At 45.5% G+C, this 15,466-nt stretch carries 11 protein-coding genes; 10 read left to right on the forward strand and 1 reads right to left on the reverse strand.

All coding sequences use genetic code 11. The features are described from left to right. Positions 1 to 205: 205 nt before the first annotated feature. Complete coding sequence (locus GK047_RS18675; RefSeq protein ID WP_163950069.1) at positions 206 to 1,561, forward strand: cation:dicarboxylate symporter family transporter; 1,356 nt, start codon at positions 206 to 208, stop codon at positions 1,559 to 1,561. 58 nt (positions 1,562 to 1,619) lie between these two features. On the opposite strand, the gene GK047_RS18680 is transcribed toward GK047_RS18675, so the two are convergent. Then, positions 1,620 to 2,882 carry a BaiN/RdsA family NAD(P)/FAD-dependent oxidoreductase gene (locus tag GK047_RS18680; protein ID WP_163950072.1) on the reverse strand — a complete coding sequence of 421 codons (1,263 nt, stop codon included), beginning with the start codon at positions 2,880 to 2,882 and terminating at the stop codon, positions 1,620 to 1,622. Between the two features lie 325 nt (positions 2,883 to 3,207). Between GK047_RS18680 and GK047_RS18685 the strand changes: the two genes are divergently transcribed. The 9 genes from GK047_RS18685 (at position 3,208) to GK047_RS18725 (ending at position 15,464) form a co-directional block, all read left to right on the forward strand. Further along, entirely contained in the window at positions 3,208 to 4,236 is a 1,029-nt protein-coding gene (locus GK047_RS18685; RefSeq protein ID WP_163950075.1) for a copper amine oxidase N-terminal domain-containing protein, read from the forward strand. A gap of 157 nt (positions 4,237 to 4,393) precedes the next feature. Beyond that, on the forward strand, positions 4,394 to 5,896 hold the full coding sequence (locus GK047_RS18690) for a C39 family peptidase (protein WP_163950078.1): 1,503 nt from the start codon (positions 4,394 to 4,396) through the stop codon (positions 5,894 to 5,896). Between the two features lie 228 nt (positions 5,897 to 6,124). Then, a complete protein-coding gene (locus GK047_RS18695) occupies positions 6,125 to 6,808 on the forward strand; it encodes a response regulator transcription factor (RefSeq protein WP_163950081.1) in 684 nt (227 codons plus the stop codon). Further along, on the forward strand, positions 6,805 to 8,325 hold the full coding sequence (locus GK047_RS18700) for a sensor histidine kinase (protein WP_163950084.1): 1,521 nt from the start codon (positions 6,805 to 6,807) through the stop codon (positions 8,323 to 8,325). Before GK047_RS18695 ends, GK047_RS18700 begins: the two co-directional genes overlap by 4 nt. A gap of 205 nt (positions 8,326 to 8,530) precedes the next feature. Then, a complete protein-coding gene (locus GK047_RS18705) occupies positions 8,531 to 9,352 on the forward strand; it encodes a hypothetical protein (RefSeq protein WP_163950086.1) in 822 nt (273 codons plus the stop codon). Positions 9,353 to 9,585: 233 nt separating this feature from the next. Then, the gene (locus GK047_RS18710; protein ID WP_163950089.1) at positions 9,586 to 11,274 is read left to right on the forward strand and encodes a permuted SH3 domain-containing protein; all 1,689 of its coding nucleotides are present in this window, start codon (positions 9,586 to 9,588) and stop codon (positions 11,272 to 11,274) included. A 33-nt stretch (positions 11,275 to 11,307) separates the two neighbouring features. Then, entirely contained in the window at positions 11,308 to 12,036 is a 729-nt protein-coding gene (locus GK047_RS18715; protein ID WP_163950092.1) for an ABC transporter ATP-binding protein, read from the forward strand. Beyond that, positions 12,033 to 13,211: an ABC transporter permease gene (locus tag GK047_RS18720; protein ID WP_163950095.1), complete on the forward strand. Its 1,179-nt coding sequence runs from the start codon at positions 12,033 to 12,035 to the stop codon at positions 13,209 to 13,211. The genes GK047_RS18715 and GK047_RS18720 overlap by 4 nt, the downstream gene beginning before the upstream one ends. 24 nt (positions 13,212 to 13,235) lie before the next feature. Continuing rightward, positions 13,236 to 15,464, forward strand: coding sequence for a hypothetical protein (locus GK047_RS18725; protein ID WP_163950098.1), 2,229 nt, complete (start codon positions 13,236 to 13,238; stop codon positions 15,462 to 15,464). Positions 15,465 to 15,466 lie beyond the last annotated feature (2 nt).

The following is a 15,466-nucleotide window of genomic DNA, read 5'->3' on the forward strand; positions in this document are numbered from 1 at the left end:
AAGTAATGGTGGGAGATAAGATCCACACTGACCTGATCTTATCTTCCAAAGCTTTGTCCTGCCGCTTTACTTAACGTTAGAGACGGGGGAAGATGCGGCTTTCTCTGAGGGAGTGGAAAATTAGTGGTTGACAGTCCACGACATATGTCATAATCTTATCCCATAAAACCAAGTAACAACATTGGAATTAAAGGGGATGATTTTGGTGAAAAATAACTTAGTCACAGCGTTTCAATCAAACTGGATCAGCTTGCTCGTGTCCATCGTCATAATTGGGCTTCTTATCTTCTTGGCAAGAAAACGTATCAGCTTCGGAAACCGCGTTTTTATCGCATTAGGACTTGGATTGGTTGCGGGGGTCGCATTCAATCAATTGCATTTGGACTTTAAAAGTGTAAGCACAATCGGAAGCACTTATGTCAATTTAATCAAAATGCTAGTTATGCCTCTGGTCCTTATTCTTGTTATTAATAGTATCGCATCTTTATCCAGTCTGGGTCAGCTCCGTAAACTTGGACTGAAAACGATTGGTTGGTTCTTGCTTACAACAGGTATCGCAGCGTTGATTGGCTTGGTTGTCGCACTGGCTATCGATCCTGGAGCAGGCATCGCGCAAGTGGTTCCAAAAGATTTCAAAGCAAGAGAAATTCCTACGTTCTCACAAGTTATTTTGGACTTGGTACCCTCTAACCCAATTAGTGACATGGCCAACGGCAAAGTTGTACCGGTTCTGATCTTCGCTATATTCGTTGCAGTAGCGATTGTGCACGTAGGCTCCAAGAAGCCAGAGAGCGTTGCGCCAGTTAAAGCACTTGTCACATCCTTAACAGCTGTCATTCATCAAGTTGTAAAATATGTAATCCGTTTGACACCTTACGGCGTATACGCACTGATCGCAGCAATGGCTGCTAAATACGGCCTTGATACGCTGGCACCGTTAGCCAAGATTATCCTTACTTCTTATGTTGCACTTATCATTCACTTTGTGCTCATTTTCGGCGGGTTGGTGCTTCTAGTAGCGAAAGTGAACCCGATCAAATTTTTTAAAAAGGCGTATCCTACGATCGCTGTTGCTTTCACAACGCGCAGCAGTTACGCAACACTGCCGGTGAATCTAGAAGTTATTACGAAACGTTTGCGAATTTCACCGCGGATTGCCAGCTTCGTAGCACCATTAGGCGCAACAATGAACTTCAACGGTTGCGGTGGGGTATGGCCGGCAGTTGTAGCGATATTCGTAGCTAAAGTTTACAATCTCCCACTAAGCGTATCAGAGTACGCATTGCTTATTCTCGTTAGCGTTATCTCTTCTATCGGTGTGGCAGGGGTTCCAGGTCCGGCTGCAATCTCGACAACAGTCGTGCTTACCGCCTTAGGCTTACCTTTGGAAGGTATGGGGCTTGTGCTTGGTGTTGAGGCGCTGATCGATATGGGTCGTACAGCTGTTAATGCAACGGGAACAACAGTTACAGCTTTGCTAGTAGCTGAGTCCGAAGGTGAATTCGACCGTGAAGCATTCAATCGTGATGAGGAAGACGATCTCGAACTCGCAACGGCATAAGCAAAAATAAAGAAAAGACAGACACTTGCATCATGGATGCGGGTGTCTGTCTTATTAATTACTGTTGAATCAAAGCAGCGTGTTTCCCCGCTGTATAACCTGTGGAGAAAGCTGCTGTTATGTTGTAGCCGCCTGTGTATCCATGAACATCTAGAATTTCTCCGCAGAAAAATAAGCCTTCAATTAGCTTGGATTGCATCGTCTTAGGATCGATTTCTTTTAAATTTACGCCGCCGCCAGTAACAAATGCCTCCTCGATAGAAAGGGAGCCACTCACGTGAATAGGAAAGGCTTTGGCAAGCTTGCATAAGTCCATCCATGCTTGCTTGGGAATATGGTCGTAGGTCGTATTCTCATCTAATTCTGCTCTTAGGAGCAGCAGAGGAATCAGCTTCTCGGGCAGATAGCCCTTAAGTACATTTTTGATGATCTTTTTTTGCTCGTTCTTGGCGAGCTGCATGGTTTCTGCATACAGGCCATCTACGCTCTTGTCGGGGAACATATCGATGGTTAAGGCTACCGCTTGTCCAGGTGTTTGCTTGATGAGTTTAACGACGAACTGGCTGCAGCGCAGCACCGCCGGGCCAGATATGCCAAAATGAGTGAAGATCATATCGCCTTCATGCTCAATAACTTTTTTACCCTTCGGATTCCAGACAGACAGCGTAATATTTCGCAAGGATAGGCCCTGTAGTTCCTTGCTGCGGATGAAGCTTTCTTTGGAAGTCAGAGGAACTTCCGTTGGGAAAAGTTCTGTAATGGTGTGTCCAGCCTTCTCAGCCCATGGATAGCCATCGCCTGTAGATCCTGTATGGGGGACCGACTTTCCACCCGTAGCGATGATCACAGCGCTTGCGTGAATGATTTCGCCTGATTGCAGTCGAATGCCTGACGTTTTGCCATCCTTGTAAAGGACTTCGGCTACAGGACTGTTTACTTTAATCACGACTCCTTGGCGCTTCACTTGATTCACAAGGGCGTCAACAACTGTTTTGGCTTTATCGGTTACGGGGAACATACGTCCGCGATCTTCTTCTTTCAGGCGAATGCCTAAATTTTCGAAGAAATTGACGATATCTCGATTGCCAAAATGGGCTAAGGCGCTATGTAGAAATCGCCCATTTCCAGGAATATGTTTAATTAACTCATCGATTTCCTTCGCATTGGTGACATTACATCGTCCACCGCCCGAAATACCCAGTTTCCTGCCTAACTTGTCACTCTTATCAACGAGAAGAACCGAAGCCCCCTGCTCGCTGGCGGCGATGCTTGCCATGAGTCCAGCCGATCCTCCACCAATTACTATCACTTCAACATTCATCGTAAAAAAGCCCCTACATGCATATTTTGTTCCATCATATCATGCAGTACCCGTTCAAAACAAAACACCTGTCTCCCGAACGCATGTCGTATTCCACAAACATTCAATTTGTGTTATGAAAACGATTGTTGAGATAGGCCTGCAAAGAAAGGAGCTTCAACCAGAGTTGGGTTGTCCTGATGGGGCCGTCATTTTTCGCTTAATAATGTCGAATAAATGGGAATTTTGTCGTAATAAAAAGGAAAAATATAGGTCGCGGCGAATAGTGAGAAAGGGACTTAAGCACTATGAATCTTCTTAAACTTAACGAAATGGAGAAAATACGATGAAAAAAATAGCTGTTTCCGTTCTTATTGGAGCTTTAATTCTAAGTCTTGTAGGACCACCAGCATCTGCTGAAAATGTGACAGAGAATCTGAAGATTGGGGATGCTCAAAAGCTCAATACGTTCTTCCATAAATGGGGTGAAACGAGCCAGAATGAATTTTATTACGCCTTAAAAGATCAGAACGGTATTGAGGTAGGGAAGGTCAAAAAGCCGCTTGTAGAAAGTTATCAGGCAAAAGAAAGTTATACAATAAGAAGCAATCCTTATAATGTGGGTCCAGTCGTTAACAACCAGTTTACTTATCATGCTGCCTTGGGACAATTTTCTGATAAAGAGCATTTATTCGATCTTCATCTCGGAGAATTGACAGAAGACAAGAACGGATTTCATGTTAAGACAAATGATGGTGATTTAACAGTGAAGTTCGAGAGCGATATGAGCGCAATCGCACGGTTGCAAGATGCTAAGAGCACGCTTGATTTTTTGGCTAAGCTAACAGAGAAACGCGTGAGTTCTGATGCTCTGCTCCCGCATTTGCTTATTCTGAATATGGAGACTCAAAATAATAAGGTAGATACATCGATATACACATTTAATGTAGGTCATTTGTCAGGAGATGCGCAGACAGGTGAATACACCATTTTTAGCAATGTAATGGATGTGGATGCTCGAATGATAAAAAATGAATATAACCCCTTTATCGAAAATGGATCCACTTATATTCCTATACGAACTATATCCGAGATGTTAGGGCTTAAGGTTGATTACAACGAGGGAACCGGTTTAGTAACGCTAACGGATAAAAAGGGGATACCTGTGGAATTTGATTCTAATGGACATAACCGTACCGTTAAAAAATCAGGTGCTGATTTTACTGAATTTGCGCAAGATAGCTTACCCATTAAAAAAGATGGCGTATTGTTTGTTCCCCTACGTTTCTTTTCCGAAGTGTTCAAAAATAAAGTCTATTTCCGGTCTGAGACTAATTTAAAGCAGATCATTATTGTAAATGCAGAGCAGAAATAACGTTATTTAGAGTCTGTTCTTTACAAGCGACTACTAATGAGTAGCCAATGCTGGAATGAACTTTGTGATAAGTTCTTTTTCAGCATAATTTTTTGTTAAATTTTTTGAATAGAAACTAGTCACAATGCTAGTTTTTGCTTAATAGGGAGTTGTCACCATGAAAAACACAATGCTAGTAGTTATGATATGTTTTATGCTTTTTACGCCTAATGCTTCTGCAAGTGAACGGTTATTTATGGTCAATGATGTAGAAATAATTTCTCAATTTCCGCAACTTCCCTCTGGGTGCGAGGCAACCTCCACTACAATGTTATTGAATTATTTTGGGGTTCCTGCAACTAAGACGGATGTGGCTGATTTACTTCCTAAAGGGAATATGCCGCGCGTCGTGAAGAGTTCGTACATCGGGGGGAATCCAAATACCGTGTTTGTTGGAAATCCTTATTCTACAATTGGTTACGGTGTGTTCGAACAACCCATTCTTGATATTATTGAACATTATATTCCTGGGAAGTCTAAAAATTTAACGGGAAGTTCTTTCAATGATTTACTACATACAATTCAAGAAGGAGCTCCGGTTGTTGTGTGGGCAACGCTAAATATGAAGGATCCCAAACAACTTGATGAATGGGTGGATGACGAGGGGAATATGGTTTACTGGAACGGTCCTGAGCATGTCCTTTTGATGGTAGGATGGGACGATGATAATGCGTATTTCAATGACCCTTATACTGGAAAACGTGTGACGTATAATCTTTGGACGTTTAAAGACCGTTGGGAGAAGATGGGGAGTCGCGCAGTTACTGTGGAACATCAGGAAGATGAAAAAGGTGATACCGAGAATCCTTCTACCCAACCAGACACAATTACTTCTATAACGTATGGGCTTTATGATTATCAGATTGGTGTAGGCTCAAGTATTCCAGTTCCTGAAATCACAGTTAACTATGAAAGAGGTCTTCAATCAGAGGTAACCTCATCTGTGCAATTTTCTTCCGCCTCATCTCATGTTAGCATCCATGATCATTATCTAACAGGGGTGTCCATCGGAAATGCCCAAATCGAGGCGACTTTTGGCGGTAAAACAGTTACCTTTTCTTTAAAAGTAGCAGAAACCCCTGATAAAAGTCAGGGTATACCAATGAAGCCGTTAAGAGATATCGGCAAACACTGGGCTCACGACGCTATCTTACGTGGCCGTGAACTTCAGATTGTCGAAGGCTATCAAGATGGTACTTTTAGACCTGATAGTAAGGTGACGGAAGCTGAGTTCTTAGCCATGCTATTTCGCATGTACCCTGATAACGTTAGCGTTCTTCAACTAGAAGTGCCTAATGGTGGGAGCTGGAGCGATGTCTATTATTCGTATGCGAATATGTTTAAACTGGGACTCGACGGTAATAGCCGAAATATTGAAATAAAGCGCGTCGAGGTTGCGCAGATTATTTCTGGGCTCAGTGGTAAAAATTTTTCAAACAACGATGATGCAGTCAAGTTTTTGCTCGATAACAGGTTTTCACAGGGTAAAACTTCGGCAACTATTTCTGGATTTGCTGGTAATGACGGGTTAACTCGGGCTGAAGCATTGCAATTCCTCCAAAATCTGCAGGATAAGGGGATGACCTTGCTGCAAGCTCGACCGAATCTTATAACCAACTAATGGGTTTCTGGCCTGCAGGATATGATTCCAGGTTGCGGACAAGTAAACGGCGTGAATAAGCTTCACCATACTCGTATGGTGAGCTTTTTTTTATGAAAAACTGTTTACCTAAAAAAACTGTTTACCTAAACATTCAGGCTTCTTTCAGGTTTCTCTCAGATTGCTTTCAGGCAGGATATGGGATAATAAGTATAGAAACGTGTAAGATGAAATTCAGGAGGAGTACCCATGCGCCAATTAAAAGGGATTAAAATATTGCTTGTAGATGATGAACCGCATATTTTGGAGTTTCTGGAGTTGGGTTTGCAAAATGAAGGATTCGAGGTGATGACGGCTCCAGATGGATTGAGCGCCATCACGATTTGTAATAAATTTCAACCGCACATTGCTATCTTGGACGTGATGATGCCTGGGATGGATGGTTTTGAGGTTTGTCGAATGATTAAAAAGACGGATAATATCGCTGTCATTATGCTGACTGCTAAGGATGAAGTCGATGACAGGGTGAAGGGACTGACGTTAGGCGCGGATGATTACATGATTAAGCCGTTTAGCTTTGAGGAGCTACTTGCTCGCATCTATGCGCGTATCCGCAATCATTTCCCGAACTTATTCGGTGAGGTCGTCATCGGGCCCCTCCGAATGGATGATCGCCGCAAGGAGATTAGTCTCTATGACAAAGTGCTGGAGCTTTCGCCCACGGAGTACGAACTACTCAAATTTATGTCCATTAACCACGGGCTTGTGCTCAGCAAAACGATGATTCTCGATAAAGTATGGGGTTATGATTTCGGCGGTGAAGAAAATATCGTCGAGGTGTACATCCGTTCTTTGCGGGATAAATTGGGGGATAAAGAACATAAATTGATCCGCACGATTCGCGGCGCTGGGTATCGGATGGATCTGACATGAAGAAGCGGAGCCGGTTTGCCGAGCTTTTTGTCACCGGTTCACTGAAGTTTCAATTATTGTCGCGGTCTTTGTTGGTGATGTCTGTTTTGCTTTTGCTTATCGGTGTATTTCAGTACATTTTCATGCAAAAATTTCTTTATCAGAACAATGCGGAAACGATTCGCAACCAACTTGCGACGCTTCCCCCGGGAACGTGGCAGCGTATGGGTGAATTTCTGGATCAAAATCAGAATCCCTTTTTGCCAAAGAGGGATACCCCGCGCAATAATCGATCGGATAATAATTCGAGTGACTTCCCAAGAATTCTAATTCCGGATCTATCGATAGCGATTATTGATGATAAAGGTACTTATAAACTAATCACATCAAAAAATGGACTTTCGACTCCTCAGCTTTCTGCAGAGGAATATCAGGCGCTAGTGAAAACGAGAATGAAGCTTAACTATAGGGTCATGAAGGACAATAATGGTAAGGATCAACTTGTTGTCTTTCACCAGATCGTCGCTTTGAATCCAGAACGATCTCAAGAGATTAGAGGGCTCATTCAAGCAAGCGCGAGCACAGGACCAATTAATGATGTGCTGATTCGTCAACTTGTGACCTTTTTGCTTTTATCCATGTTAGCTTTAGTGATTGGATTGTTAGGGTTCCTCCCTGTGCTGCGCCGCACGCTAGTCCCCTTATCTACGATGGTGGATACCGTAAAACGCATAGACGCGGGGAGCTTGAGCGAACGCTTCCCTGCTCATCAGGGACAGATGGAGATCGATCGCTTGTCGACCTCCTTCAACAGCATGTTGGAGCGGTTGGAAATTTCGTTCGCAGCCGAGAAGGAAGCCAAAGAGCAGATGCGCCGATTCGCAGCGGATGCTTCGCATGAGCTGCGCACGCCGTTGACCTCGATTCATGGCTTCCTCGAAGTGCTGCTGCGGGGAGCATACAACCAGCCTGAGCAGTTATTGAAGGCGCTGAAAAGTATGCATGGCGAATCCGTGCGAATAAATAAGCTAGTCGAGGACTTGCTGCTGCTCGCGCGGCTGGATCGAAAGCCAGCCTTCCACAAGGGGGAAGGACAACTGGATGAGATGCTGCGTGAGATGGAGCCGCAGCTCCGGCTGCTGGCGGGAGACCGCAAAATCTCACTTAAGTTGGCACCGCGTACGCGATGTATGTACGATCAAGACAAAATTAAGCAAGTCGTTCTCAATTTGTTCCACAACGCTGTTCAGCATACGAACCCTGCATCAGGTCAAATTGATCTTCGGTTAGCAACCACGAAGGACGGTGTTGAAATCGCGGTTCAAGATAATGGACCCGGAATCTCTCCCGAGCATCAGGCACATTTGTTTGATCGCTTCTACCGTATTGATTCTTCTCGGGCGAGAAGGAGTGGTGGAGCGGGTCTTGGTTTATCGATTACCAGATCGATTGTGGAGCTGCATGGAGGCACCATAGAAGTGGATAGCAGCGAAGGGAACGGCAGCACGTTCCGAGTAACGCTGCCCATAGGCATATGAAGCAAAGAACCTTCTCTCGATAGGAATCGAGGTAAGGTTCTTTTTGGTGATCACAGTTAGAAGGTCAGGCCATTTGGATTATTCAGCCAATTCTCAGACAATGCTCAACGAACCTTCAGTTCATACTCAGATGGATTTCAGGTAAGGGGCCTATACTTGGTCTTGTGAGGAACAAACAAACTATAAGAAAAGGTGGAAACAATTTATGAAAACAATTAGTAAAAAAATTCTTACAGGCACAATGATCGCATCTTTCGTTCTTGGAGTTGGATTTGTAGGAGCTTTACATAATCAAGCCTATGCAGACACAGCAAGCGGTACATCCAGCAGCTCTTCGGTTCAAAAGTCAGATAAAGCAGGACCTGACGGACATAATGGTCAAGGTCGCGGTGGCTTCGGTGATCGTGGTGGGCATCAAGGCGGAGGTAAAGGCGAAGGCTTCCGCGGCAATAATTTGGTTAAACAGACAGCAACAGTGCTGGGCGTAGAACAAAACGCCGTTCAAGAAGCGCTGAAGGCTGGTAAAACTTTAGCGGCGTACGCGGTTGAGCAAGGCGTTACTGAAGCCGATTATTTGCAAAAGCTAGTCGCAGCTGAGACGACTTCTATTACTGCAGGAGTAACAGCGGGCAAAATCACGCAAGAGCAAGCGGATAAGATCCTGTCGGGACTCTCTGATCGACTGACAAAACAAATCGAGAACACCAGACCAGAAGGAGGGCACGGAGGCAGACCAGGTGGACATTGGGGCCCAGGCGGTGGATTCTTCGGCAATGCCGAAACGTTGGCATCGATTCTCGGCATCACGCAAGACGAGCTGAGAACACAGCAAGAAGCTGGGAAATCAATCGCAGATATTGCTGCGGCTAAAGGCATCAGCGAAGATAATCTCATTAGTAAAATTAAGGAAGGGATGACAGACTCCATCAAGAAATTTGTTGAAAACAAAGATGGTTTCAAACATTCGCGTCCAGAGGAAGATGCTCAAGCGGAACCGGCTGCTCCGGCTTCGAATTCAACAAATTGATACACCGGCGCTGTCCTTAAAAAGGCAGCGTTTTTTTGTTCTAAGATGTGGTTTGCCACAGCAGCGGATAATACCAGAAAGTTCCAATTTTTCAGCAAACGCTCAGCTTGTATTCAACTTATTTTCAGCTTACGTTCAGAAGGGTTTCAGTCTCTCGCCTTACACTTGTTATTGTGAGGATGTTTATGAATAAGGCATGCGATGTCTTGGAAACTTGGAGAGGGGATTTATGGATGAGTATGGGCCGGAAGAAAAAATGGGTCATTGTAGTTTTAGCGGCGTTGTTATGCGGAGTGGGGACTTATTTCTATATACATAGCAAATCGCAGCCTGCGGCAACCACAGCACAACAAACGGTAATGAAAGTGTCGAAGGGGGCCATAAGCTCGGCAGTATCGGGCACTTCTCAGTTGGATGCAAAGGATAAACAAAATATCGTGATTCCTGTAGATAGCATCATTAAAACAATGAATTTGACACAAAATCAGGCGGTTAAGAAAGGCGATGTACTCGTCGAGCTATCCGTGCCTTCCACGGAAACGAACCTGAAGGAAGCCCAAGTGAACTTGCAGCAGTTAGAGAAAGAGTTGGCTGAGTTGCAAAATGAGCAAAATCATATGAATGTGTCAGCACCCCTGAGCGGCAAGCTTACCTTAGCTTCCAATCTGGATGTGGGCAGCCAGGTCAATAAAACGACGAAAATCGGTACGGTTTCCGATACAACGCAATTTAAAGTGAAGCTGCCGTTTTCTCTACAAGAGGCTGTGCAGTTAAAGAAAGGTGATTCGGTAGAGTTGTCAGTGGACGGATACCTGCTATCTAAAGTCGGTTCGGTTGATGCAATTGGTCGCGAGATCAAGGCTGACGCTAATGGGAATAAAATTGTCGATGTGGATGTTCTGGTCAGTAATGACGGCACGCTGTCAGCAGGTCTGAAGGTGAAGGGAAGCATTGGCAGCGGCGATACTAAAATTGAATCTTCAGCGCAGGTGGCGCTTGAATATGTGCGGACGGCAGCTATTTTCTCCGAGGCAAGCGGAACGACCAAAAATATGAAATTCAAAGACGGTGAAACGGTGAAACAAGGCGATTTAATCGCTACGTTGTTCAACGACGATCTGCAAAATAATATCATCAGCAAGCAAGCCTCTATTGATAGTCAGAAGATCAAAGTGGATGACGCTCAGCAAAAAGTAAATCAATTAACGATTAAAGCACCATTCGATGGCGTGTTTTCGGCTGACTTCGCTAACAGTAAAAACAACGTGCTACGTAACTACCCAGCAGGCGCTCAAATTAATGCGAATACGACATTAGGAGCTGTAGCTAGCTTGAGTACGATGCAGCTTGCGATTGCAGTGGATGAGCTGGATTTGACGAGCGTCAAGGTGGGACAGAAAGTTATGGTGAAAGTTGACGCCATATCGGGCAAGTCGTTCAGCGGTGAAGTTACCTCTGTTTCCAACGTGGGCACAACCACAAATGGGGTTACAACGTATGATGCCGTAGTCGCTATCCCCAACACGGATGAGAATGATCTCAAGTATGCAATGACAGCAACGGCTGAAATTTACATACAAGATAAAAAAGATATTATGGTGCTTCCTATTCAAGCTGTTACAACTTCCAAAGGTAAAACGACTGTTTCTTTGAAAAAGGCGGACGGCACGGTTGAGGAGCAGCATGAGATTAGAATAGGTATCCGCAGCAAGACGCAAATTGAAGTCGTGAGCGGTTTAGAAGCAGGAAATGAAGTGGTCATGCCGATACGTAAGGCAGCAACAACGCAGCAACAACAGGGCTTCCCGGGCGGAGGTGGCTTTCCTGGTGGTGGCGGTGGAGGAGCTTTCCAAATCGGTGGGACTGGCGGCGGTGGAAGCCAAGGTGGAAGCGGAAACCAAGGCGGAGGCGGAAGACGCTAGGGCAGCCTAGCTCCCCAGAAAGGAGCCAAAGCAATGAATATTATTGAACTGAGCCAAGTGACGAAGAGCTATGCCAGGGGCGATGAGGAACTGCTAATTTTGCGAGGCATCACCCTGCACATTGCAGAAGGTGACTTCGTTGCGATTATTGGTCCCAGCGGATCGGGCAAATCTACATTGATGAATACAATTGGGCTGCTGGATAGCCCGACCTCAGGCACATACACCTTAGATGGTGTCTCTACAGAGAAGATGTCCGACAATGGGCTAGCAGAGCTGCGGAATAAGAAGATCGGGTTCATTTTCCAACAATTTAACCTGCTGCCCAGACTTACCGCGATTGAAAATGTGGAACTGCCCATGATTTATGGCGGCATTCCGGCGAAACAGCGCCGAGAACAGGCGCAGCGGATGCTAGAAAAGCTAGGCATGGGCCAACGTGGGCATCACAAGCCTAGCGAGCTTTCCGGTGGACAGCAGCAGCGGGTGGCGATTGCTCGAGCATTGGCTACATCGCCTTCGTTGATTTTGGCGGATGAACCGACAGGAGCGCTTGATTCGAAAACAGGCATCGAGGTGCTTGAATTGATTAAAGAACTGAATAAGCAAGGTAATACGATTGTCTTAATTACGCATGATAATCATATCGCCGATAACGCCAAACGGGTCGTCACACTGCGTGACGGAGAAATTATCAAGGATGCAAGAAATGAACCTTTGCCCGTTTCCAAGCTGCAAGCGCAGGAGGCGGTTTCCCTATGAGAATCTGGGAGCTTTTTCAAATGGCAATGGCTACAGTGCGCTCCAATCCGCTTCGGACCGTGCTTACGATGCTTGGGGTCATTATCGGAGTTAGCTCGGTAATCACACTTGTTTCCATCGGACAGGGGACATCCAAGACCATCGAGAAGCAGTATGAAGGATTAGGCACCAACCTGTTGACAGTCAACCTAATGGGGAATGGACGCGCTACACAGCTCAATTATGATGAAGTCATGCAGTTGGAGAGTACACCTGGAATCAGTGCTATAGCGCCAACGATGACGAGGGGCAGCACGAATATTAAATATGACCGGACTTCTGAGTCCTATAGCGTGATTGGAACCAATGATCGTTATTTGGATTTGCAAAAAGGGAAAATGAGCAGCGGGCGATTCCTCGCTCAGGCGGATCTTGATTACCGCAATCACGTTGCGGTGGTTGGAAGCGATGTAGCCAAGCAGTTCTTTGGTACGGAAAGTCCAATAGATGAAGAAATTAATGTTAACGGCTATATGTACACGATTATCGGCGTGCTGCAAAGCAAAGGTTCCAATACAAACGGAACCTCCCTAGATAGCGCTGTTCTTGTACCGCTGCCAACGATGAGCAGAGACTTTAAGCTGGGTTCAATACGAACTGCTTATGTGGAAGCTGCCTCTGGGGACGATGTGAGTCGCGTTCAGAGGATATTGGAAGCTTACTTAGCAAACAAATTCAAAAGCACATCAGGCTACAATATTTTCAACTCATCCGAATTGATTAGCGCCAGACAGTCGGCTTCGAGCTCACTTACCAATCAATTGGTTGCGGTTGCCGCGATCTCGCTAATTGTAGGCGGTATTGGCATCATGAACATTATGCTTGTTACGGTAAGCGAACGAACGAGGGAAATCGGGATTCGCAAATCCATTGGCGCCAAGCGCAGGAATATTCTGCTTCAATTTCTGGTTGAAGCTACGTTAATAAGTGGTATGGGTGGTTTAATCGGGCTCATTGTCGGTGTTGCCCTATCACTTGCTTGGCCTTATATCAATCCAAGTCAGGAAACGAGTCTGTCCCTTTCTGTAGGTTTATACGCATTCCTATTCTCTGCTTTAGTTGGTGTTATTTTCGGATTGTATCCTGCCAACAAAGCATCCAAATTGAAACCCATCGATGCACTTCGATATGACTAAAGATAGATCCAGGAGGTAACCACAATGATTCGTAAATTAACTTCGATTTCGTTTAAACATACAGCACTAGCGCTCTTGGTGACCGGTGGCTTGACCGCAGCAGCATGGACAGCGCCAGCTGTACACGCTGCTGGCGAAGGGGTCTACATCTCGAACACATCCTATTTTACATTGGATCAAGCTGAACTTTCCTCCTCCTCTCTCCAATTTTCCGTTGTTTTACATAACGGTGAGCGTACGGCGATAGACTTTAACCAATACGGTGTGCGAGTCACCGACACAGCCGGGCACAGCTATACGGCCAAATTAAGCGAGAAGAAGAGCGGGAGTGTTCTTCCTGGAGAGCAGCAGAGTTTCCGCTTCTATTCCAGTCTGGCAGCGGGTGAAACGGCCGATCAATTGAAGGTAGATGTGTTCCGTTGGGATACTGGTAAAGCCGATTTCATGACCCATCTTGGCGATCTCCCTGTAGCTTCGGTCGTGCAAGCAGGTCAAGTGAACGTGCCGGAGGAAATGATTAATCTCCACACGTTAGATAGCACCTTAGCTAATGATGCTTCCATATCTTTTCAATTGGGGCAGAGCGTTCGTGTGTCAGAGAACGGCAAGTGGTACATGTATACGCAATTATCGGCCAAAAATCTGGGCTCAAGCAGTGTGAAACTGCCCGCAGGTCTTCAGATGAGACTTGTAGATGCTGATGGACTGCAATACACGTCTACAATCGCTAACGGATCGGGTACGACGTTCCTGCCGAGCCAATCAGATACGGTTACATTAAAAACTCCGGTATCTAAGAAGATGGCGACAACCGGATTATCGTTAGAATTTTACTACTTGAACCAAAGTGAAGATGTTTCCTTAGGTACGATGAACTTGAACACATCGCTGCAAACAACGCCATTAGATACGAAACAAGCTTATATCGGTCAACAAGAGGGTGAACAAATCACTGTGAAGGCGAACAGCTCTGTTTATTCCAAGCAAGCGGACGGCGTTCATGTCCAAACGGTTGTAACACTTAGTAATGATGGTGAGGCTACAGCGTCAATACCTTCCTTCTACGCCTCCTATCAATTCGGCGATTCAGGAACGTCCATAACAGCCACAGATAATTCGTCTCGGAACGATTACTTGGCTTCGAAGGAGACAGCAACCTACTATTTTAACGCGATCCTGCCAAGTGGAGTCGATCTGAATGTGGCGCAGCTTGTCCTGTGGGAGAAGACGCCGACAATATCAACCGCTGGAAGTTCAGCAAGCGGAGGAAATGCCGCCAGCCCTACAGGTACCGCTAGTTCTACGGGCGCTGCAAGTTCCACGTCGAGCGGAACAACCACTAACGCATCAGCAGGCTCGACAGCTTCTTCAGCAAGCAATTCAAATAACACTGCGACAACAACGAACCAGATGCCCGTTGCTGTGTTCCTTTTGAAGGGGGCCAGCGAAGCCAAGAATGGGTTCACGACGGCAGCGAGCTATAAGCTAGGCAGCAAGCTAGCTTTTAGTAACAGTTCAATGATTAATAAAAATCTAGATGTATCTCTTGTTGAGCTGCATGCACATGAAAATGATGATCTGGGTTATAAAACGGCAGTAGCCAAGTACAAAATTACGAATAACGGAGCAAGTACCCTTGCACTCCCTGAGCTTCAGAATGAGCTGATTAATAGCAGCGGCAATTCCTACACAGGGGCTAGGCAAAGCACTGTGGCTACCCAGATTACACCAGGCAGCTCTTATATTGTCAGTTACTCCTATTTGCTCCCGAATAAGAAGGGGGTCGAAGACGAGGCATTCGCGCTCCATGTGTTCGATGATAAATCCGTTTCTGAAGGTAAAGTGTCGATCGGCACGTATCAGGTAGCGCTTCAGAAAGAGGAAGACAGTGATACGCTTTCGCTCTATCCGTTCTCGATCAAAGTGAACAGCGATTCGATTAGCTGGCTCTATAACAATGGCACTTACTCCTATCAGTTGAACTTGGATCTTGATATTACACATGAGGATCAAGTGATTATTGATTCGAATTTCTCTAAGATCGAATTCGATATGGTCGATTCTCTCGGTCGCGTCGTAGGTACACAGCAAGCCACCCTGACGGGAACAGCCAAATTGACTAGCGGTAAACAGAAGATTGTCGTCACAGGCTTGAAAAACGAGCAGGTAGACTCAGGGATTAAAGTCAACATGTATGAAGTTATTGAGACACCGAACGGAACAGCTAAACGCTTAATTAAACAATTCCAATAACA

The organism is Paenibacillus sp. SYP-B3998 (genome assembly GCF_010820665.1).
In the GTDB taxonomy this organism is placed as follows: Bacteria; Bacillota; Bacilli; order Paenibacillales; family NBRC-103111; genus Paenibacillus_E.

Bases quoted from the DNA above. Each gene is read 5' to 3' on its own strand.
- GK047_RS18680 (WP_163950072.1), bottom strand. From the start codon at position 2,882: ATGAATGTTGAAGTGATAGTAATTGGTGGAGGATCGGCTGGACTCATG.
- GK047_RS18685 (WP_163950075.1), top strand. From the start codon at position 3,208: ATGAAAAAAATAGCTGTTTCCGTTCTTATTGGAGCTTTAATTCTAAGT.
- GK047_RS18690 (WP_163950078.1), top strand. From the start codon at position 4,394: ATGAAAAACACAATGCTAGTAGTTATGATATGTTTTATGCTTTTTACG.
- GK047_RS18695 (WP_163950081.1), top strand. From the start codon at position 6,125: ATGCGCCAATTAAAAGGGATTAAAATATTGCTTGTAGATGATGAACCG.
- GK047_RS18700 (WP_163950084.1), top strand. From the start codon at position 6,805: ATGAAGAAGCGGAGCCGGTTTGCCGAGCTTTTTGTCACCGGTTCACTG.
- GK047_RS18705 (WP_163950086.1), top strand. From the start codon at position 8,531: ATGAAAACAATTAGTAAAAAAATTCTTACAGGCACAATGATCGCATCT.
- GK047_RS18710 (WP_163950089.1), top strand. From the start codon at position 9,586: ATGAGTATGGGCCGGAAGAAAAAATGGGTCATTGTAGTTTTAGCGGCG.
- GK047_RS18715 (WP_163950092.1), top strand. From the start codon at position 11,308: ATGAATATTATTGAACTGAGCCAAGTGACGAAGAGCTATGCCAGGGGC.
- GK047_RS18720 (WP_163950095.1), top strand. From the start codon at position 12,033: ATGAGAATCTGGGAGCTTTTTCAAATGGCAATGGCTACAGTGCGCTCC.
- GK047_RS18725 (WP_163950098.1), top strand. From the start codon at position 13,236: ATGATTCGTAAATTAACTTCGATTTCGTTTAAACATACAGCACTAGCG.